At 37.9% G+C, this 21,130-nt stretch carries 16 protein-coding genes; 5 read left to right on the top strand and 11 right to left on the bottom strand.

From position 1 onward, the window contains the following. Positions 1–33: 33 nt before the first annotated feature. From K4422_RS09330 to pcrA, 7 genes are all read right to left on the bottom strand, one after another. Positions 34–1,086, bottom strand: a complete 1,053-nt coding sequence (locus K4422_RS09330) for a diacylglycerol kinase (RefSeq protein ID WP_206902760.1) — start codon at positions 1,084–1,086, stop codon at positions 34–36. 7 nt (positions 1,087–1,093) lie between these two features. Further along, on the bottom strand, positions 1,094–2,524 hold the full coding sequence (gene gatB, locus K4422_RS09325; RefSeq protein WP_206902759.1) for an Asp-tRNA(Asn)/Glu-tRNA(Gln) amidotransferase subunit GatB: 1,431 nt from the start codon (positions 2,522–2,524) through the stop codon (positions 1,094–1,096). Next, positions 2,524–3,993, bottom strand: a complete 1,470-nt coding sequence (gene gatA, locus K4422_RS09320) for an Asp-tRNA(Asn)/Glu-tRNA(Gln) amidotransferase subunit GatA (RefSeq protein WP_206902758.1) — start codon at positions 3,991–3,993, stop codon at positions 2,524–2,526. Before gatA ends, gatB begins: the two co-directional genes overlap by 1 nt. Further along, positions 3,993–4,298, bottom strand: a complete 306-nt coding sequence (gatC, locus tag K4422_RS09315) for an Asp-tRNA(Asn)/Glu-tRNA(Gln) amidotransferase subunit GatC (RefSeq protein ID WP_206902757.1) — start codon at positions 4,296–4,298, stop codon at positions 3,993–3,995. The genes gatA and gatC overlap by 1 nt, the downstream gene beginning before the upstream one ends. Before the next feature lie 96 nt (positions 4,299–4,394). Further along, on the bottom strand, positions 4,395–5,492 hold the full coding sequence (locus K4422_RS09310; RefSeq protein WP_230710799.1) for a CamS family sex pheromone protein: 1,098 nt from the start codon (positions 5,490–5,492) through the stop codon (positions 4,395–4,397). Further along, positions 5,482–7,509, bottom strand: a complete 2,028-nt coding sequence (gene ligA / locus K4422_RS09305) for an NAD-dependent DNA ligase LigA (protein ID WP_230710797.1) — start codon at positions 7,507–7,509, stop codon at positions 5,482–5,484. The genes K4422_RS09310 and ligA overlap by 11 nt, the downstream gene beginning before the upstream one ends. 22 nt (positions 7,510–7,531) lie before the next feature. Beyond that, positions 7,532–9,745 carry a DNA helicase PcrA gene (pcrA, locus tag K4422_RS09300; RefSeq protein WP_230711000.1) on the bottom strand — a complete coding sequence of 738 codons (2,214 nt, stop codon included), beginning with the start codon at positions 9,743–9,745 and terminating at the stop codon, positions 7,532–7,534. A 270-nt stretch (positions 9,746–10,015) separates the two neighbouring features. On the opposite strand from pcrA, the gene K4422_RS09295 reads away from it, so the two are divergent. Next, complete coding sequence (locus tag K4422_RS09295) at positions 10,016–11,542, top strand: ClC family H(+)/Cl(-) exchange transporter (protein ID WP_230710999.1); 1,527 nt, start codon at positions 10,016–10,018, stop codon at positions 11,540–11,542. 56 nt (positions 11,543–11,598) lie between these two features. Here K4422_RS09295 and K4422_RS09290 read toward each other — a convergent pair whose 3' ends face one another. Further along, a complete protein-coding gene (locus K4422_RS09290) occupies positions 11,599–13,902 on the bottom strand; it encodes a hypothetical protein (RefSeq protein WP_230710795.1) in 2,304 nt (767 codons plus the stop codon). A gap of 17 nt (positions 13,903–13,919) precedes the next feature. After that, entirely contained in the window at positions 13,920–15,386 is a 1,467-nt protein-coding gene (locus K4422_RS09285) for an alpha-amylase (protein WP_230710793.1), read from the bottom strand. Positions 15,387–15,571: 185 nt separating this feature from the next. Between K4422_RS09285 and K4422_RS09280 the strand changes: the two genes are divergently transcribed. Genes K4422_RS09280 through K4422_RS09270 form a run of 3 tightly spaced genes read left to right on the top strand, consistent with a single transcriptional unit; the run spans position 15,572 to position 19,207 of the window. Then, positions 15,572–16,327, top strand: coding sequence for a DeoR/GlpR family DNA-binding transcription regulator (locus tag K4422_RS09280; RefSeq protein WP_230710791.1), 756 nt, complete (start codon positions 15,572–15,574; stop codon positions 16,325–16,327). Continuing rightward, on the top strand, positions 16,324–17,241 hold the full coding sequence (gene pfkB / locus K4422_RS09275) for a 1-phosphofructokinase (RefSeq protein ID WP_230710789.1): 918 nt from the start codon (positions 16,324–16,326) through the stop codon (positions 17,239–17,241). The genes K4422_RS09280 and pfkB overlap by 4 nt, the downstream gene beginning before the upstream one ends. A gap of 46 nt (positions 17,242–17,287) precedes the next feature. After that, positions 17,288–19,207 (top strand): PTS fructose transporter subunit IIABC, encoded by a 1,920-nt coding sequence (locus tag K4422_RS09270; protein ID WP_206902750.1) that lies wholly within the window; start codon positions 17,288–17,290, stop codon positions 19,205–19,207. 86 nt (positions 19,208–19,293) lie between these two features. On the opposite strand, the gene K4422_RS09265 is transcribed toward K4422_RS09270, so the two are convergent. Both K4422_RS09265 and K4422_RS09260 read right to left on the bottom strand, forming a co-directional pair. Further along, positions 19,294–19,491: a hypothetical protein gene (locus K4422_RS09265; RefSeq protein WP_206902749.1), complete on the bottom strand. Its 198-nt coding sequence runs from the start codon at positions 19,489–19,491 to the stop codon at positions 19,294–19,296. 11 nt (positions 19,492–19,502) lie between these two features. Next, positions 19,503–20,831: a hypothetical protein gene (locus K4422_RS09260; protein ID WP_230710787.1), complete on the bottom strand. Its 1,329-nt coding sequence runs from the start codon at positions 20,829–20,831 to the stop codon at positions 19,503–19,505. A 132-nt stretch (positions 20,832–20,963) separates the two neighbouring features. Between K4422_RS09260 and K4422_RS09255 the strand changes: the two genes are divergently transcribed. Continuing rightward, the gene (locus K4422_RS09255) at positions 20,964–21,125 is read left to right on the top strand and encodes an SPJ_0845 family protein (protein WP_206902747.1); all 162 of its coding nucleotides are present in this window, start codon (positions 20,964–20,966) and stop codon (positions 21,123–21,125) included. Positions 21,126–21,130 lie beyond the last annotated feature (5 nt).

Here is a 21,130-nt window from a genome sequence, read left to right as displayed (position 1 = left end):
CCACATCCGCTAAGGGGAATGTGGAGTTTATAATTATTTCTTATCATTTGAGCTAGCGATTTGACCATCGCCATCAATATCTTCATCCGTTAGTTTTTCAACTTCTTTAATAAAGTCACGACTAACCTCTTCATAGTCAGCCTCTTCTTCTTCATAACCGACAATTGCATCGTCTGGAATTGCATCTAGATTCGCATACATTTCAATATGATGATGGTGATTGACAAAAGTCATTGGGGCATCACCGCCGTATTCACCATCTAAATTAATCATCAAGCGATTTTTCTCACCAACGGTATCAACTTCTAAACGGCTCGTTTTGGTATAAATAATCCGTTTATCATTGATATGTTTCCCACCATTTAGCATTAAAGCGACCAGATGGACAATTTCAAAAATGTTAGCTGTCTTGACAATAATCAAAGAAAACTTACCATCATCTAATTTGGCATCTGGTGCAATTTGCTCAAAACCACCCACTGAATTCGTCAAAGCTAAGAAAAACATGGAAGCATTGCCTTCGTATTCGCCTTCGTCATATTTCAAGTGCATTTTAATTGGCTTTACCCGTGGCAATAATTCTGCCCCTTTGGCTAAGTATGCCAAGTAACCAAAAATACTCTTTAACTCTGAAGGCACTTCATACGTCAATTCTGTCAAATGCCCACCAGCAGCAATATTAATAAAATAATTTTCTTTTGCCTGACCAATATCCATTTTGATCGTTTGTTTTTTTAAAATAACTTCTGCCGCAGATTTCAAATTATCTCGCGGAATTTTCAAGGCTCTAGCATAATCGTTGGTTGTTCCTGCAGGAATAATTGCCATTTTGGGACGTTTTTTTAATGGTGCGATACCATTCACAACTTCGTTAATAGTACCATCACCACCTGCTGCAACAATTAAATCAAAACCAGCTTTAGCAGCACGGGTAGCTTCATTTTTAGCTGAGTTTGGTTCAGGGGTTGTTGCAAAAGCACTAGCTTCAAAACCGGCTTGTTCCAATACCTGCAAGATATCGGCCAAGCTGCGTTTTGTTGCCTCTTTACCTGATGTTGGATTGTAAATCACGCGTGCTTTTTTCATACTCTTATTAGCGTTTGGCCAATTCAGTCTGTAACAATTGGTTAACCACGGCCGGATTCGCTTTCCCTTTCGTTTGTTTCATAATTTGTCCCACTAAAAAGCCAACTGCACGATCTTTACCATTTTTAAAGTCTTCAATTGATTGCGCATTGCTATCTAACACTTCATTAATAATTGGCAATAATTGAGCAGGATCAGATAACTGTACTAATCCTTTTGCTTTTACAACTTCACTGGCATCGCCACCGTTTTGAATTAATTCTCGGAAGACTTTTTTAGCGATTTTAGAGCTGATTGTGCCATCTTGAATTAAGACAATCATACCTGCTAAGTTTGCTGGTGTAAGTTTTGTTTCTTCTAATTCTAGCTTTTCACTATTTAAATAAGCAGAGACTTCACCCATCAACCAGTTGGATGCAAGTTTGGCATCTGCACCTTTTTGTAATGTTGCTTCAAAGAAATCAGACATTTCTTTTGTTAAAGTTAAGACTTTAGCATCATATTCTGGTAAACCAAAATCATTCATATAGCGTAAGCGACGAGAAGCCGGTAATTCAGGTAATGTTGCTTTTACTTTTGTGATCCATTCATCATCAATGACAAAACGAGGAATATCTGGTTCTGGGAAGTAACGGTAATCACTTGAACCTTCTTTGACCCGCATCAAAATTGTTTTGTTAGTTGTTTCATCAAAGCGACGTGTTTCTTGTTGAATTTCGCCACCTGAAAGTAAAACTTTAGCCTGACGTTTTTCTTCAAAAGCTAGTCCTTTTTTAACAAAGCTCATGGAGTTTAAGTTTTTTAATTCCGTTTTGGTACCAAATTCCTCTTGCCCGTAAGGACGAATCGAGATATTGGCATCACAGCGCATAGAGCCTTCTTCCATTTTTACATCTGAGACATCTGTAAATAAGATAATTGAACGTAATGCTTCTAAATACGCATACGCTTCTTCTGGAGAACGCATATCTGCTTCTGAAACGATTTCGATTAGCGGCGTTCCTTGACGATTTAAATCCACATAAGAGTAACCACCAATACCGTGCATATTTTTACCAGCATCTTCTTCCAAATGAACCCGCTCAATGCGAATTTTTTTCTTTTGGCCTTCTACTTCAATTTCAATCCAGCCATCATGTCCGATTGGTTGGTCAAATTGGGAAATTTGGTACGCTTTAGGATTATCTGGATAAAAATAGTTTTTACGGTCAAAGTGCGTTTCTTTTGAGATTTCACAGTTCAAAGCTAAAGCTGCTTTCATCCCGAATTCGACGGCTGCTTTATTCATGACTGGTAATACCCCTGGATAGCCCCAGTCAATTACGTTAGTGTTACTATTTGGTTCAGCCCCAAAGTGAGCTGGCGCTGGTGAAAAGATTTTAGAGTTGGTTTTTAGTTCCACGTGAACTTCTAACCCAATAACTGTTTCAAAATTCATTATTTATTCCCCCCTAAAATCACTGGTTTTTGTAAATGAAAGTCAGTAGCACCTTCAAATGCTGCTGCTGCTTGATACATTGTAGCTTCATCAAATTGTTTGCCGATAATTTGTAAGCCCACTGGTAATCCTTCAGAAAAGCCTGCTGGGATAGACATCCCAGGAAGTCCGGCTAAATTGACTGGAATTGTTAAAATATCACTCATATACATCGTGATCGGATCATTAATTTTCTCACCTAAGCCAAAAGCTACAGTTGGTGAAGCAGGTCCAATAATTAAATCGTAGTCATTAAAGACTTTGTCAAAATCTTGTTTAATTAAGGTCCGTACTTGTCCAGCCTTTTTGAAGTAAGCATCATAATAGCCAGCGCTTAACGAGAAAGTTCCTAACATAATTCGACGTTTGACTTCTGTACCGAAACCTTCGCTACGAGATTTTACGTAAACATCTTCTAGATTTTCCACATTTTCAGCGCGGTATCCATAGCGAATGCCATCAAAACGTTGTAAGTTTGAGCTTGCTTCAGAAGAAGCGATAATATAATAAACCGCAACACCATATTTTGAATGGGGCAGACTAACTTCTTCAACTGTAGCGCCTAATTTTTCAAAAGTTGCCGCAGCTTTTTCAATCGCCGCTTTAACCCCAGGCTCCACACCTTCACCAAGATATTCTTTTGGCAAACCAATTTTTAAGCCTTTTACGCCTTTTTCAAGGTTAGCTGTAAAATCAGGAACTGAAATACCCGAGCTCGTGCCATCTTTTTCATCATAACCACTAATTGCATTTAAAGTCAGTGCGTTATCTTTCACGTTTTTCGTTAATGGTCCAATTTGGTCCAAAGAAGATGCAAAAGCGATTAAGCCGAAACGTGATACGCGACCATATGTCGGTTTCATCCCCACAATTCCATTAAAAGCAGCAGGTTGTCGAATTGAGCCACCCGTATCACTACCTAAAGAAACCAGCACTTCTCCTGCGGCTACTGCTGCGGCAGAACCACCCGATGAACCACCAGGAACTTTTGTTTCATCCCAAGCGTTTTTGGTCTTTTTAAAATAAGATGTTTCACTACTACCGCCCATGGCAAATTCGTCCATGTTTAATTTACCAACAGGAATCATATCAGCTTGATAAATTTTATCCATGACTGTTGCATCATAAATTGGTTCAAAATTAGATAAAATTTTAGAAGCAGCTGTAGTTAAAATATCCTTGGTTACAATATTGTCTTTAATCCCAATCGGAATACCCGCTAAAATATTATCTTCAGCAATTCCTTTTAAATCTAAAGCTTTTGCTTGTGCCAATGCTTTTTCTTCACTAACTGTAATAAAAGCATCCACTTTTGGTTCTGTTTCTTTAATGCGCGCAATTGTTGCTGCTGTTAAATCAGTGGCTGTGATTTCTTTTGCAACAAGTAAATCATGTAATTCGCTTAAATTTTTATCGTAAAAGTTTTCCATTAAGCGCCAGCCTCCCCATTGTCAATAATTGCCGGCACTTTAATAAAGCCGTCTTCTTTTTCTGGTACATTTTTCATTAAATCAGCCCGATTCATTCCAGCCTCTGCACGGTCAGGGCGCATAACGTTAACGGTTTCCACTACATTGGAAGTAAAGGGAACGCCGGTTGTATCAACTTCTTCTAAAAGTTCTACCATTTCGATAATTTTACCCAATTGATTGGTAAATTCTGCTGCTTCTGTTTCAGAAAATGAAAGTTTTGCAAGCTTTGCTACATGCTTAACTTGTTCTTCACTAATTGCCATACTACCCCTTCTTTCTTGCCACTAAGTATTTAAACGTGGTGTGTAAAATACTTTTTCTTTTCTATAATGAAATAATTCCGCCTATTTTTCAAGTCACTAATTGAAAATATAAGAAATAATCTCTTTTTGTTCGGGTTTTTTTGCTACGAAAGCTTGTGGTCCCTCCACAGAATTAATTTGAACTTCGACATTACCATTCACCGAGTCAAAAATTGACTCTACTTGTTTTCCGACATATTGCGTGAAACTTGTAATTTCAGTTTTACTATAATACTTTGTTTCAATCGTAATCGTTAAGTTTTCTGCCTGCTCATCGACATAATAAATCTCACCGGTAACACCCACTAAATTTGGAAAGAAATTTTGAACCGCCGATTGAAAAGAATTAAACTTCGTACTCATGCCATCTTGGGTCGCGATATTTTTGGCATCGGCAGCTACAGGAAGTGCCAAATGACTTTCGTTAACTCCTTTAAAATCAGCAATCGTCGTATCCCCGTTTTTGCTCACCGCGGTATAGATGTAATTTCCTCCGTTGATATCTTCTTTACTAGCTTGTTCAAAGATGCCAACCACGATGGGGATATTTTTCAAACCATCCATTTTACGTACTCTTGTAAGGACAGCGTTGATCGTTTTTCTAGCATTGGCCATCAATTCATCCCGGGAGATTTGCGTTTGACTATCATCGTCATAATAAACTGAGTTAAAAGCAAAGCCCAAAGACATTCCCGCTAAAGTTTTCCCATCTTCTTTTAGGAAATCTTGCTCCATTAATTGTTGAAAAATGATAGGTTGGCTTTTGTCCGCAGGATTTAATCCTTGATTATTTTCGTCTGAATTACGTTCCAACCATTTTTCAATTGTATCATAGTCTAACTTTTGACCTTCTTGGAAAAAATATTTGTCAGGTGAAAAAGTCTGGTGGGATAAACGCAACAATCCTGTTTCAAAATTATCTTGATTGTAGCCACTGTTTAGTTTTGTGGCATTTAATTCTCTAGCTGCACTCGTTTTGTAACGACCATCATTAATCACAGCTTGATATTCGGAGCGGTCAATTCGACCAGTCGTCATATTCTCGCCATTATTTTTTCCGCCATTGTCTACATTTGTAACGCCTTTGTCTAAATTGCCGCAACCTGTAAGCAACAGTACTAATGCGCTTGTTAAAAACAATGATTTAATCTTCATTAACTAAACTCCTATCTAGCGCTTCTACCATCTGCTCTTCATTCCAGACAGTAATGCCTAACTCTTCTGCTTTTGAAAGCTTACTACCGGCATCTTCTCCCGCAACTACAATATCAGTTTTTTTCGACACGCTACCAGTAACTTTCCCACCAAGATTTTCAATTTTTTCTTTGGCTTCATTGCGATTGTAATGGGTTAATTTACCCGTTAAAACAATTGTTTTACCATTAAAAGGTGAATCAATTTCTGATTGCTGAACAACTCTTCCTTTAAAGGAGAAGTTAACGCCTGCTGTTTTTAACTCTTGTAGGAGTTCATGTACCTCTTCGTTTTCAAAATAAGTCACAACACTATCAGCAATTGTTTCACCCAAAGTATCCAATGAGATGATGCTTTTTTTGTCTGCTATGGCAATTGACGCTAAGTCGCCAAAGTTTTCGGCTAAGATCTTTGCCGCTTTGGCACCAACATGGCGAATTCCCAAACCAAACAACAAACGCTCAACAGAATTATCTTTACTAGCGGCAATCGCTTGTAAAATATTGTTGGCCGATTTTTCTTTGATTTTAGGTAACGTCAACAACTGCTCACGTGTTAAACTATATAGCCCCGCAACATCGGTTAATAAGTGGTGGTCATACATTTGAGCCAGTACTTTGGGCCCTAAACCATCAATATTCATCGCGTCCCGGGAAACAAAATGACGTAAGCCTTCTTTGATTAAGGCAGGACATTTGGGATTAATACACCGTAAAGCCACTTCATCGTCTAAGTGGACCAACTCACTGCCACAAATTGGACAAGTGGTTGGAATTGAAACAGGCTGACTATCTTTTTTTCGTAAAGGCAAGACGACTTGCGCTACTTCTGGGATGATGTCACCGGCTTTGTAAATTGTAACAGTATCAAAAGTGTGCAAATCCTTTTGTTTAATAAAATCAACATTGTGCAAACTAGCACGACTAACGGTAGTACCCGCTATTCTGACAGGCTCCATGACAGCGGTTGGGGTAATCACACCGGTTCGGCCAATTGACCATTCAATATCCAGTAATGTCGTTTGCGCTTCTTCTGGTGGAAATTTATAAGCAGCAGCCCACCGGGGTGCTTTAACTGTGAAGCCTAATTCATCTTGTTGGTGAAAATCATTGACCTTAATTACCACCCCATCGATTTCATATGGCAGTGTTGTCCGCCGTTTGTGGAATTCTTCGATATAAGCCCAAATTTCATCAATATTTTTGCATAGGCGCCGCTCTTTGTTAACGTGAAAGCCAACATTTTCTAATTGCTTTAAAGCAGTATATTGGTCATCAACATGTAGTGGTCCAAAATCAACTACTGTATATAAAAAAGTATCTAAATTTCGTTTGGCCGTGACTTTGGGATCTAATTGTCGTAAACTACCTGCCGCAGCATTCCGGGGATTAGCAAAAATCGCTTGTCCGGCTTCGTCTCTTTTTTCATTTAAAGCCACAAAGGATTTTTTTGGCATAAAACATTCACCCCGGACTTCAATTGTCAAAGGTTCTTGTAAACGCAACGGAATCGAACGCACCGTTTTTAAATTCTCGGTAATATTTTCGCCAACTGTTCCATCTCCACGAGTAGCCCCCCGAATAAAAAGTCCCTCTTCATAGCGTAATGTCACCGAAAGTCCGTCGATTTTCAATTCACAAACATACGTAACGTTTTCTCCTAACTCTTTTGTCACCCGGTTTGTAAAGGCGATGATCTCTTCTTTATTAAAGACATCATTCAAACTATATAAGGGCACATCGTGAACAACTTTTTCAAATCCTTGTAATACTTGTCCGCCTACCCGTTGTGTTGGTGAGTCAGGTGTCACAAGCTCAGGATAGCTTGCTTCGATTGCAACTAAATCGTGATAAAGTTTGTCATAGACATAATCTTCAACTGTCGGATTATCTTTAACATAGTATTCATAGGCATAGGTGTTTAATTCTTGTCGTAAAGCAGCTGCTTTTTTTGCTAATTCCGTTATAGATTCTGACATGCACACTTTTCCTTTCTAAAAACTAAACTTTTTCGATTGGGGCAAAAGCTGCTAACAGGCGTTTGATTCCTTGCTCTGGAAAAGCAACGTCCAATTCCATATCTTTTGCCGTCCCGTTTGTTTTTACCACGGTTCCAACTCCCCATTTTTTATGGCGTAATTTATCTCCAACTTGCCAAGCTGATTTCTCGCCACCGGTATTTTGTTTTGCAGTTACCCCGGTAATAGACGGTTGTTGGTATGTTCTGGTTGCTTGAGCTTTTCTAGCAGAAAAAGGGCGACTATTTGCGGGCTGAGCTACTTGACCAGCTTTTGTAAGTAGGTCATCTTCAATTTCTTCTAAAAAGCGAGAAGGGCGGTTGTATTGGGTTTTCCCGTATAAGGTCCGAGTGAAAGCGTTCGTTAAATACAATTCCTCTTCTGCCCTTGTGATTCCTACATAAGCCAAGCGTCGCTCTTCTTCTAATTCACTTTCTTCCATTAGCGCCCGTGATAAGGGAAATACCCCTTCTTCTAAGCCAATTAAAAAGACAACAGGAAATTCCAGTCCTTTAGCAGCGTGAAGGGTCATTAACGTCACTTGACTATTTGACTCTTCAAAACTGTCCACATCTGACAACAAAGCCAAATCATTTAAAAAGACCGATAATTTATCGTCTGCATTTTCTTCATCGCCGCTATTTTCCCGCTCGTAATTTTTATCAAATTCTTGTGTTACTGTTAAAAACTCTTCTAAGTTTTCTAAGCGATTTTGGGCTTCTAGCGTGTTTTGGCGCTTCAATTCATCTTCGTAACCACTTTTTGCTAAGACCTCTTTGGTCAATTCGGTAACAGTTAAATAGGTGCGCATTTTTTGAAAGTTTGCGATTAGTTCGGCAAAATCAGCCAACTCTTTTCCTGCTTTACCACTAATATTGGCCAATGCTGAATTTTCAGCTGCTTCTAAAAGTGAAAAGCCGTGGAGATTACCAAATTGTCGCAATTTCTCTAACGAAGTAGTACCAATACCGCGTTTTGGTACATTAACAATTCGTTCAAAACTTAATGAATCAGCGGGATTGGCAATGACTTGCAAGTATGCCAGAATATCTTTAATTTCTTTTCGATCGTAGAACTTATGGCCGCCTACCATTTTGTAAGGCATATTTGACTTCAATAACGTTTCTTCAACCACACGAGATTGGGCATTGGTCCGATATAAAATAGCGAAATCACCGTAATCACGTTTTTGCTCTTGTTTTTTTTGCTGAATTTCACTGACGATAAATCGTGCCTCATCTCGTTCATTGTCACCACGATAATAAGTGATTTTCTCGCCTGAATCGTTTTGTGTCCAAAGCTTTTTGTCTTTGCGATTTTGGTTATTTTGAATTACTTGGTTTGCGGCATTTAAGATATTTTGGGTGGAACGATAATTTTGCTCCAATAAAATAACTTTAGCGTCAGGATAATCTTTTTCAAAGTCCAAGATGTTTTGCATATCTGCTCCCCGCCAACCATAAATACTTTGATCGGCATCTCCCACCACACATAAATTGCGAAAACGCTCAGCCAGCATATTAACTAACGTATATTGGGCATGGTTGGTATCTTGATATTCATCAACATGGATATAATGAAATTTATTTTGATAATAGTGCAGTGATTCAGGATGCTCTTTAAATAAACGAATTGTATTCATGATTAAGTCATCAAAGTCCATACATTCATTTACTTTTAATTCTTGTTGATACATATCATAACAACGGGCAACAATCTCTTCAAAAAAGACACCTTGTTGTGCTTCATAATCACTTGGTGTTAAAAGTGCATTTTTAGCATTTGAAATCGCCGCTAAAATAGAGCGTGGATCATATTTTTTTGGATCGATATTCAATTCTTTTAAAACACGCTTCATTAAGGTTAATTGTTCAGAACCATCAATAATGGTAAAATTCCGCGAATAGCCAATATAATCTACCTCTCGTCGCAATATGCGGACACACATTGAGTGAAAAGTAGAGACCCAGACATCTTCACCACCAGCCGGGATAATTTTATTCACCCGTTCTTTCATTTCTTTAGCAGCTTTATTTGTAAAAGTAATCGCCAAAATATTCCAAGGATTTACTTCTTTTTCTTCAATTAAATACGCGATTCTATGAGTTAACACGCGGGTTTTACCACTTCCAGCTCCTGCCATGAGCAACAATGGACCTTCTGTATTTTTGACAGCTTCTTTTTGACGAGGATTCATTCCCTCTAATAATGGATTGGGTGACACATAACAACATCCTCTCTAATTCAATCTTTTTAATTATAGCATTTTAGCCTCTTTGGATAAATTGAAAAAGGAAAAAATCTTAGGTTTTTTATAAGTTCACAGGAATATAAAAAGATGTAAAAAAGCAGACACAATTGTGCTTTGCTCTTTTAGCCGAAATTTATTTGTCCTATTAAAAAAAATCCGCTATGATAATAACGCAGTCTATTTTGACAAGTGGATGAAGGAAACGGCGGGGTTAATGTGAAGAAGTTTTTGGATACGCTAGATAAAACAAAAATAAAATATATTGGAAAAGGAATTTTAGTTGGGACTTTGGCGGGAATTGTGGTGAGTGTATTTCGCCTTTGGATTGAAAAGATTGGTGAAATTTTACCTGTCATTTATCAGTACTTAAAAGTACAGCCAATTTTTTTAATTCCTTGGACTATTTTGATGCTTTTATGTGCCATTGTCGTTGGTGCTTTAATTAAAAGCGAGCCCAATATTAAAGGAAGTGGGATTCCTCAGGTTGAAGGACAGTTGAAAGATGAAATTTCGGTTTTGTGGTGGTCGGTTTTGTGGAAGAAATTTATCGGCGGTATTTTAAGCGTTGGTACAGGCTTATTCCTCGGAAGAGAAGGCCCCTCTATCCAGCTGGGGGCCAGCTGTGCTCAAGGTGTTGCTACTAAAATGAAAGCTGGCAAAAGCGAAGAGAAAATTTTACTGTCCAGTGGTGCAGCTGCTGGTTTGGCCGCTGCCTTTAACGCACCTGTTGCCGGCTTATTATTTGTCGTTGAAGAAGTTCATCATAACTTTTCCCCATTGGTTTGGTTGACCTCTTTTGCTGCCGCTTTAATGTCTAATTTCGTTTCTTTAACTATTTTTGGCTTACAACCGGTACTGCATTTAGGTGATATTCCTTCTTTGCCGTTAAGACATTATTGGCTACTTATTTTATTAGGAATTGTCTTAGGGATTTTAGGCCGCTTTTATCAAATTATTTTACTAGCACTAGAGAAATGGTATGGCTTTTTACCCTTACCGGCTCATTTGCGTGGTATTATTCCATTTCTTTTGGTCATTTTTGTCGGCCTATTTTTTCCTAATTATCTTGGCGGCGGCAATCAAATCATTATTGCTTTAGGGCAACATTCCCCTACTTTAATCGCATTATTTGGTTTACTGAGCTTGCGTTTTATTTTTTCGATGGTTTCTTATGGCTCCGGACTTCCTGGTGGGATATTTTTACCCATTTTAACTCTAGGCGCAATAATAGGTAGTCTTTTTGCTAACTGCGCTGTGATTTTCTTTGGTTTAGAGCCCACCTTTGTTAAAGATTTCATCGTGATCGCCATGGCAGGATATTTTGCTGCCATCGGTAAGGCACCGCTAACTGCCATCATTTTGGTCACTGAAATGGTTGGATCACTCGTACATTTAATGCCCCTCGGCTTGACTGCACTAGTAGCATATGTCGTAGTAGATATTTTAGGTGGCGATCCAATTTATGAGGCACTTTTGGAGCGACTTGTGAAAGGCAAAAAGACGCATTTAACCGGGCAAAGAACAACTGTCGAAATCCCAGTTTTGGCTGGTAGCAAACTAGATGGGACGTTGGTTCGTGATTTTGATTGGCCAAATCATATGCTCTTAGCACTTTTACGTCGTGGTGATCGTGAAATTCTCCCCCATGGGGATACAGTTATCAAAATGGGGGATACGTTAGAAATTCTAACAGATACGACCCATGCTGGTGATATTGTCCGCACTATTAATGAACAAATGTGATAAGAAAAACTGCTAGAACAAAAAAACGCAAGACCCAACAGGATCTCGCGTTTTTTTTATTCTTGTGGGAATAAGTAGACCATCGAATACGGCGTGCCAGAAAAAATATTGGAAATCATATTACCTGCTAATACCTGATGCCAAAAGCGGTTTTGATGACCATTATTCCCCCAAAAGATACCAATGTGACAATCCGCTCCATATTCTCCCCAACGCCCTTCAAGGTATAAAATATCACCTTTTTTAGCACGACCACTTTTTAGTAATGCGTTGATGGAGCCATACGTGTAATATTTACAATTTTTCTTCAAGGCATCGCGCCACAATGTAGCATTTGCCGCACCGCCATACCCTAAACGTGTAATTGGCGCTAAATTAGCCCCGCTGTTACGCATTGCTGCAGCTACAAATCCCGTACAGTTCATACCTTGTCCATATTTATTGGGACGACCCTTTGGTTGCATGAATACTTCTTGATTGCTGATACCACCATAGCCTAACCCCCGATAGCGCGTTCCAACATAAAAGCCATTTTTCTCATTGGTCGTCATATGCTTTAATACTTTTCCCCGCGTTGTTCCCAAATATGCAGCTGTACCTTTTTTAATCCGGACCGCTGCACTATTGACATAACCTAGCCACTTGCCTTTGCCATTATAAATGGAATAGTATTTTGCCCCGTTAAAATGTTGATAATAGCCGCGAGCTTGAACACTCTGATTAAAAATAGCAGAGGTTTTCCCACGTTTTTTAAAATTGAAATCATTGTAAGTTAAATAATTACGGGAAATAACAACGCCTTCATCCCCTAATTTTTGATACATTCCGCCTTTGCCATTACCGGTTTTTGCACTTGCGGCATTCACATAACCCAACCACTTGCCTTTGTTATCGTAAACAGTATAATAACGGGCCCCGTTAAAATGTTCATAATAACCTCGGGCTTGATACGTTTTTTTGTATAAGTTCTTGGTGGTGCGTAATTTTTTAAAATTAAAATTACTGTACATCCAATAGTTAGCGTTCGTAAACGTAATGTAACGATTACTACTTTGGTAAATACCACCTTTGCCATTACCGGTTTTTGCACTTGCAGCATTCACATAACCCAGCCACTTGCCTTTGTTATCGTAAACGGTATAATAACGGGCCCCGTTAAAATGTTCATAATAACCTCGGGCTTGATATGTTTTTTTATACAGCGTTTTAGTTGTCCGTAACTTTTTAAAATCAAAATTACTGTACATCCAATAGTTAGCATTCGTAAACGTAATGTAGCGATTACTACTTTGGTAAATACCACCTTTGCCATTACCAGTTTTAACAAAATTTTCTGGCACATAGCCAATCCACTTACCTTTATTATCATAAATCGTGTAATATTTCTTCCCATTAAAGTGGAGATAAAATCCCCGCGCATCATAAGTTTTTAAATAGTAAGCAGTGGTTTTATTACGCAACGCAAAATTAAAGTCCTTATATATATCACCACTTTTTTCCACAAATGTGACATATTGGCGATTTGCTTGATAAATCCCTCCTGCAGAAGTTTCTTTTAAAACCGTAGCGTCAACGATCCCAACAGCATTATTTTTGTTATCAACAAGCACCTCATACCGTGTACCAGAGTAATCAATATAATAGCCTTTAGCTTTTAATGTCTTACGCAAAATACTCTTAGTAGATTGTGGAGCCGAAGAAAAATTAGCAAATAAGACATTTTTCTCCTCTAGTGTGACAAAATATTTTTCTACTTCATAGGAAATCTCATTTCCTTGTGAGAAGTCACTTGTGGTAACATCTGCCACCAAAACATACCCCAGATCTTTGTCCCCACTAGTAAGTAAGTAGTAGTCTTGTCCTTCTAAAGTAATCGTTTTAGTAACCTGATACGTTTTATTTAATTGCTCTTTGTTTGGTGTTGTGTAAGTATTTAAATCTGTCAAATTTTGATAAATTTTTAATGAATAATTTTGATTGGTCAAAGTGACATATTTTGCTTGAACCAAGTTGCTTTTAATAAAGGCAGCCTTTTTATTTTGCAATTGCTTTTCTGATTGTTTTTCTGACTGTCTTGTTGAACTTTGCGTAGTGCTTGAATCAGTCTTTGTTTCTTCATTCAACGAGGTACTCGTTTCATTTTTTTCAATCGTCTGTTCACTGCTACTTGTAAATTCTTCGCTTAAATTTATTTCCTCTGTTGAAGAAGGAAGTGAAGTATCGCTTCTTATATCCGTTTCTGATACAGCTTCACTATTGACGCTACCTTTTGTTTCTGTCAGCGTTTGTGCTACTACTTGCATCGGCACCACACCTTGCAAAATACACAATAAACCAAACCAAATCCCTAATTTTTTCATTTAAATGCACTCCTATTCTACAGGGCCCAAATTTTTTTCGCCACATCCTCATTAACGTACACAGAAATTTGTCCGCCATTTACCGGAAACAAACCACGACCATTTTCATCCAATACAACATGAGTATCATTATTTTTCAAAACATCAACAAACGTTTTCCCAGCATGAATTGCGCTGATGGTCATCTCTTTTTGATTGGCATCAGAATCCGTTAAAATGACTGCAAAACCAGATAATTCTTTATCAAAGTCCCCTGTAAAAACCCAACCAATGCAATCAGGATCATCAAAGTAATCCACTTCGTTACCATAGGCTAAGTGTTGGCGGATTTTAAGTAGGTACTCAAGCTTTTCCCCCACTGGTCCAATGTTTTGTGTTTTAATACCATACAAATCTCCCCAAAAAATAGTGGGCGTGCCAATTTTACGTAATAAAATTAGCGCATAGGCATGAACTTTAAACCAGCCCTCCACCCATGATTCTAAACTTTGTCCTTTTTGAGTATCGTGATTATCCACAAAAGTTACTGCATACTCAGGCCTTGACTCTACTAGAGTTCCCGTAAAAATCTCCCGTAAGTCAAAGGTACCGTTTCCGCGACTAGCTTGATAAAAATTAAAGTGTAAAGGCACGTCAAATAAATAAATTAGGTTGCCAGAAGAATCAATATAGTTTTCCAATTTGTCTAACTCATCGGTCCAATATTCTCCTACTACAAAAAGCGGTGCCCCTTTTTCTTGCCTTCGCTTCAATAACCAATCAACAAAAAAGTCAAATTGAATATGCTTCACTGCATCCAAGCGGAACCCATCGACATTCGTCTGTTCTAAAAACCATTTGCCCCAACGATCCAACTGTTCGATTGTTTCTTCATAAGTCATGTCCAAATTACAGCCCATCAAATAGTCAAAGTTACCATTTTCCGAGTCGACATCTGAAACCCAGCCCTTATCGGCAAGATTAAAAATTGCATGATCTTTATTATGGGCATCATAATCAACGCCAGAAAAATTCCGCCAGCTCCATATATAATCATCATATTTTCCTTTGCGACCTGGAAAAGTAAAGCGCGTCCATGCCTCAATTTCTTCTTCATCACTAATTTGCTGATTACGATTATCCCAACTGTATTTAACAGCTGAGACTTTTTCTGTCTCATCAGCTCCCATAAAATGATTAAAAACAATGTCTGCATAAACATCTATTTGATTTTCTTGTAACTTTTTAATTGCTGTCAAATATTCTTCTTTTGTACCGTATTTGGTTGCAACTGAACCTTTTTGATCAAATTCACCTAAATCATAGAGGTCATAAGTACCGTAACCAACGTCATTTACCCCTGCAGACCCTTTTGCTGCTGGAGGTAACCAAAGTGCATTGATGCCCAATTTTTTAAAGTAATCAATTTCTGTAACCAATGACTGCCAATGATTACTGTTGGCCTCAAGTTCCCATTGAAATGCTTGTAATAAAGTTTTATTCATTTTACCAACACCCTTCTACTTATAATTAAGCCAAAGTTCTCAACTTTTTTCAATTGTTAGCCCTTCCACTGCAGTTTTTTAACCCTTTTCAATTTCCTTTGTGATTTGTTTTGAACGTTTTTGACTGTTTATAGTTGAATTTGAAAGAAAAACGTGCTACTATATGGTCGAAGGAGGAATTGTAAATGCTTACAGAAGAAAGACAACAAAAAATTTTGCAACTCCTTGCTCAAAATAATATCGTCAAACTGCATGAGTTAACCACCTTATTAGATGCTTCTGAATCAACAATTCGACGTGATTTACAAGAATTAGAGAATCAAAAATTGCTAATTCGGATCCACGGCGGTGCAAAGCGAGCAGGTCAGCATATTGGTTTTGAAGCAGACATGCAGACAAAAACTAAGGAAAATGTTTCTGCTAAACAAATGATCGCTAAACTCGCAGTCACACAAATTCAAAAAGATGATGTCATTTATTTGGATGCCGGAAGTAGTACATTAGAATTAATTCCCCTACTTACGACTGGAACATCTTTAAAAGTTGTGACCAATTCCGTTAAACACGCTGCACAATTGATTGATTTAAATATCGATACCATCATCTTGGGTGGAGCCATTAAACTTTCAACCAATGCCACGTTGGGAAATACCAGCTTAAAACAATTGGCTGAATTTAATTTCAACAAAGCGTTTTTAGGGATAAACGGAATTGACTTAACTGCAGGATATACTACTCCTGATCCAGAAGAAGCAATTTTAAAAAAAGTAGCCCTACAACAAGCAGAAGAAGGATTTATTTTGGCAGACCATAGTAAGTTTAATCAAATTAGCTTTGCAAAAGTAGCACCATTAGATGCAGCTACCATCTTGACAGATTATTGTCCTGAAGAGCACGTAGAATTGTATCGTGAAGTCAAAATATTGGAGGCAAAAAAATGATTTACACCGTTACGCTAAACCCCTCAATCGACTATATCGTCCATGTGGATGACTTAAAAATCGGTGAAGTAAATCGGATGAAAAAAGATCTGAAATTACCTGGTGGTAAGGGTATTAACGTCTCTCGCATATTAAAGCGGAATAATGTTGAAAATATCGCCTTAGGATTTTTAGGTGGTTTTACGGGTACTTTTATCACTGACTGGCTAAGTCAGGAAAATATTGAACAAAACTTCACCCAAATTAATGCAGATACGCGGATTAACATTAAGTTAAAGGCAGAAGCTGAAACGGAAATCAACGGTCTAGGTCCTGACATTTCAGCAAAAGACATTGCCGATTTAAAAGCAAAATTAAGCACTGTTACTAAAGGAGATATCGTCGTTTTATCTGGCAGCGCTCCTGCTAGTTTACCAAGTGGCTTTTATCAAGAGCTTGTTCAATTAGTAAAAGAAAATAAAGCTGATTTTGTTATTGATACGACCGGTCAAGACTTGATGGATGCTTTGACTAGTCAACCGGTATTAGTAAAACCAAATAACCACGAATTAGCAGAAGCTTATCACACTACTTTCAACAACATTTCAGATATCATTCCTTTTGGTAAGAAACTGCTGAATACCGGGGCTCAAAATGCCATCATTTCAATGGCTGGCGATGGCGCACTGCTCTTCACAAAAGAAGGCGTTTACCAATCAAATGTATTAAAACGCCCCTTAAAAAATTCAGTCGGTGCAGGCGACTCTATGATCGCAGGTTTCATCGGCGCCTATAGTGAGAATAAGGATGCAGTGAATGCCTTTAAATGGGGCGTTGCCAGCGGAAGTGCCACTGCGTTTTCAGATGATTTGGCACAAGCAGAATTTATTCAAGAACTATTAGCTGAAGTTGTAATTGAAAAAATTGCCGATTAATTTCGGTTAAAAATAAGCTGTCGTTTTAACATTAAGGAGGAAAACAATGAATATCAATGAATTATTGATTAAAGATGCCATGATTATGGATCTGAAGGCCACTGACAAAAAAGGTGCAATCGATGAAATGGTTCAAAAAATGTATGATGTCGGCCGAATTTCAGACATCGCAGTTTACAAAGAAGGTATTTTAGCCCGAGAAGCACAAACTTCAACTGGTTTAGGTGATGGGATTGCGATGCCCCATGCAAAAAATAAAGCCGTTAAAGAAGCGACAGTATTATTTGCTAAAAGTAATGCCGGTGTTGACTATGAAGCACTAGATGGTCAACCCACTTATCTATTTTTCATGATTGCCGCTCCAGAAGGTGCAAACGATACCCATTTACAAGCGTTAGCTGCCCTTTCTCGTTTGCTCATTGATGCTGATTTTGTTGCACAATTAAAATCAGCCAAAACACCAGATGAAGTGCAACAACTATTTACCGACGCACAAGCAAAAAAAGACGAAGAAGCAAAAGCTGAAAAGAAAGCTGCCGAAGAAGAAGAATTAAAGAGCTTTAATCGCAAATACATCGTTGCTGTTACCGCTTGTCCAACTGGTATCGCCCATACTTACATGGCCGAAGACGCCTTGAAAAAACAAGCCAAAGAAATGGGTGTTGACATTAAAGTTGAGACAAACGGCTCAGAAGGAATTAAAAATCGTTTAACGGCTGAAGATATTGCTCGCGCTGATGGTGTCATTGTCGCCGCAGACAAAAAAGTTGAAATGGATCGTTTTGATGGCAAACATTTAGTGAACCGCCCTGTTAGTGATGGTATTCGTAAACCAGAAAACTTGATCAATGAAGCATTGAGCGGTTCTGCGCCAGTATTTAAAGGCGATGGTTCTGCCTCTAGTAGTTCAGATGAAAGCGCAGATGGCACAGTAGGACAACGGATATATAAAGACTTAATGAACGGTGTTTCACACATGTTACCGTTTGTTATCGGTGGTGGTATTGCCATTGCTTTATCCTTTATGATTGACCAATTTATGGGCGTTCCAAAAGACAGTTTAGCGCAATTAGGTAACTATAATATACAAGCATCTTGGTTCAACCAAATTGGTAGTGCAGCGTTTGGTTTTATGTTGCCAGTCTTAGCTGGTTTTATTGCTTCAAGTATTGCTGATCGTCCTGGTTTAATTGTTGGTTTTGCCGCAGGTGCTTTAGCAAATACTGGCGGTGCTGGCTTCTTAGGTGCTTTAATTGGTGGTTTCCTTGGTGGTTATGTTATCTTGTTCTTACGGAAATTATTTAAAGGTCTACCAAAATCACTTGATGGGATTAAAACTATTTTGTTCTATCCAGTATTCGGACTTTTAATTACTGGTTTTCTAATGCTTATCATCAACGTACCCATGAAAGTAATTAACGATGCGTTAAATAGTTTCTTAACTGGTTTAAGTGGTTCTAATGCAGCTTTACTTGGCGCTTTACTAGCTGGTATGATGGCAGCAGATTTAGGTGGCCCAATTAATAAAGCAGCCTATGTTTTTGGTACAGCAACATTAGCTACGACAGTCGCTTCTGGCGGTAGTGTGGTAATGGCTTCTGTCATGGCCGGTGGTATGGTTCCTCCATTAGCAATTTTTGTAGCTACACGTTTATTCAAAAATAAATTTACGAAAGATCAACAAGATGCTGGTTTAACAAACATTGTAATGGGACTGTCTTTTGTTACCGAGGGCTCTATTCCATTTGCTGCAGCTGATCCGCTACGTGCTATTCCAAGTTTCATTATCGGTTCTGCAATTACAGGAGCATTAGTTGGTGCTAAAGATATTCTATTACTTGCACCTCATGGTGGTATTTTCGTAGTATTCTTAGTCAGCAACCCAATTTTATATCTAGTATTTATTGCCATCGGGGCAGTAATTTCTGGTATCATTTTTGGATTATTAAAAAAAGACGTTAACTAAACAAATAAAACTTCGTAAAAAGACCAACGATTCATATTGATGAATTGTTGGTCTTTTTTATAACAGACATTGCTAGTGAAAAATTACTACTCTTTCCCACTCCTAATTTTTTGAACTTCCAATTTTACTTCTAATTGCCAATACTTGTAAATACATAGGCAGCTTCCTAATAAAATAATTGCTAGGGCTAACGGAATTTTCATGAAAAAATCCGGTAACATTAACAGTAAGATTGTCAGAACACCCGTTGGTAACATATACTTTTTAAACAATAAATCTTCCATTTTTTAACCCCCTACACGACTTTTATTTCATTCGTATTTTTCATTGCCGAAAATGGTACAAAATTGACGCGCAAATGATTTTTTTTCTTTTTCATATCAAAATATACACGCTGTTTGCGTTTTTTTAACCGTGCAAAATGGATATCCTGCATCCGCTCTTTTAAGATTTTATATGGCACTTTAGTTAGAAAATCATCCGGCAGATAAATATTTAAGATTGCTAAATATTCATGGTAGCGATCATCGGTGATATTTATTTCTAAGTAGTTCCGCAAATAAAATTCATATGCGCAAAGACCCTCATCCAGAGAATACTGCGGATTTAAAACAAGATAATTCATCATCTTCATTCCCTGCTCATCGATCCAAGGAAAATAAGCCTGCGCATTTAAAACGCCTTTGACACGTCTTTCTTGGTAATTATCGTGAACAATATCATAAACACGGGTCACAAAATGCGTTGCTTCTTTTTTAGGTGTTGGCTGCAACCGGTCATTTTGGTATTGAACTGTTTGAATAACATTTTCTGTGTATGCGTATTCAATTAAGGGTTCACGTAATATTCCAACGCCATTATCCCAGGCTAATTGATCAATCCCCATCTGGTCTCTAAACAAGCGCTGATAGCCCAAATTCAAGTCTTCTTGCCAACGATAAGGATCTTTGTAAAGTTCAACGAACCACACATCTTCTGCAGTTTTTGTTACTTGTTCAACTTGTTGCACTTCTTCTACCACCGCTAATGGAATGATTTTATGATAACGAGCAGTGAAGTAGACGCGCCAACAGGAAGTTAAACAAAAACCACGATAAAAAATGTCATACCCAGCAAACTGATTACAATCTACCACTGTTTTATTTTCTTTATTACGGATTTTAGGTAATTTTTCTATTTCTGCTAGCGGCTGAAATACTTGGCGCATTTTTATATCATCGGTATTGTGATACAAATACTCATCGTAATTTCTGATGTAGCCAAATAAGCCGCGTTCCTTCATTTTGACATCGACATAATTTAAGATTATTTGCTTGTTTTTTAAAAAGATTTCTTGTGAAACGAGATGCTTTTCTAATAAATTACCATCGACCAAATGAAAATAAGATTCATTGGGACCTTCTTTTACAATAAACTCCAAATCTTCTTGCTCAGTTAATTGACTCAAAAGTTGATGAACACGCTTTAAAGAAAAAGACTGCATCTCTTCATGGTTCACAATCATCTGCTGTGGTTGATAGAGCAGGCGAACAAAGACAAGCCAGTCTTGCAAATGACGCTTGATCATTTGGTCATTTAAGTTGATATATTGCACTGTGATAAACATCTTATTTGTCAACTTCATCATCTCACCGCCTTTTAATCTTTCTATAATTTTATTATAACTAATATTGGCGTTAAAAAAAAGTAAAAAGGAATCGTTTTTTCTTAAAAATCCTACTAAAACGTGCTAAACTCTAACTGGAGGTGGATTGCGATGGGTTTGAAATTTGAACGAGATGATTCATTAGATAAAATGTTTGATGATTTGGTAATTTTACCGGACAAAAAAGAGGAAGTTGATGTTTCCCGCTTTTTAAAACCAGAAATAAAAAAAGAACAAAAAAAGAGCAAAAAAACAGAGTCGAATCAGAAATGATTCGA

The sequence above is a fragment of the Enterococcus sp. SMC-9 genome (genome assembly GCF_021011285.1).
Classification (GTDB): domain Bacteria; phylum Bacillota; class Bacilli; order Lactobacillales; family Enterococcaceae; genus Enterococcus_C; species Enterococcus_C montenegrensis.
Note: the sequence above shows the minus strand (reverse complement) of the source record. Positions and strands in the feature narration are given on the sequence as shown.

Excerpts from the sequence above, each read along its gene's own strand:
- K4422_RS09255 (WP_206902747.1), top strand. The coding sequence starts at position 20,964 with ATGGGTTTGAAATTTGAACGAGATGATTCATTAGATAAAATGTTTGAT.
- K4422_RS09310 (WP_230710799.1), bottom strand. The coding sequence starts at position 5,492 with ATGAAGATTAAATCATTGTTTTTAACAAGCGCATTAGTACTGTTGCTT.
- K4422_RS09290 (WP_230710795.1), bottom strand. The coding sequence starts at position 13,902 with ATGAAAAAATTAGGGATTTGGTTTGGTTTATTGTGTATTTTGCAAGGT.
- gatC (WP_206902757.1), bottom strand. The coding sequence starts at position 4,298 with ATGGCAATTAGTGAAGAACAAGTTAAGCATGTAGCAAAGCTTGCAAAA.
- K4422_RS09265 (WP_206902749.1), bottom strand. The coding sequence starts at position 19,491 with ATGGAAGATTTATTGTTTAAAAAGTATATGTTACCAACGGGTGTTCTG.
- gatB (WP_206902759.1), bottom strand. The coding sequence starts at position 2,524 with ATGAATTTTGAAACAGTTATTGGGTTAGAAGTTCACGTGGAACTAAAA.
- gatA (WP_206902758.1), bottom strand. The coding sequence starts at position 3,993 with ATGGAAAACTTTTACGATAAAAATTTAAGCGAATTACATGATTTACTT.
- K4422_RS09280 (WP_230710791.1), top strand. The coding sequence starts at position 15,572 with ATGCTTACAGAAGAAAGACAACAAAAAATTTTGCAACTCCTTGCTCAA.
- K4422_RS09260 (WP_230710787.1), bottom strand. The coding sequence starts at position 20,831 with ATGAAGTTGACAAATAAGATGTTTATCACAGTGCAATATATCAACTTA.
- pfkB (WP_230710789.1), top strand. The coding sequence starts at position 16,324 with ATGATTTACACCGTTACGCTAAACCCCTCAATCGACTATATCGTCCAT.
- ligA (WP_230710797.1), bottom strand. The coding sequence starts at position 7,509 with ATGTCAGAATCTATAACGGAATTAGCAAAAAAAGCAGCTGCTTTACGA.
- K4422_RS09285 (WP_230710793.1), bottom strand. The coding sequence starts at position 15,386 with ATGAATAAAACTTTATTACAAGCATTTCAATGGGAACTTGAGGCCAAC.
- K4422_RS09270 (WP_206902750.1), top strand. The coding sequence starts at position 17,288 with ATGAATATCAATGAATTATTGATTAAAGATGCCATGATTATGGATCTG.
- K4422_RS09330 (WP_206902760.1), bottom strand. The coding sequence starts at position 1,086 with ATGAAAAAAGCACGCGTGATTTACAATCCAACATCAGGTAAAGAGGCA.
- pcrA (WP_230711000.1), bottom strand. The coding sequence starts at position 9,745 with ATGAATCCTCGTCAAAAAGAAGCTGTCAAAAATACAGAAGGTCCATTG.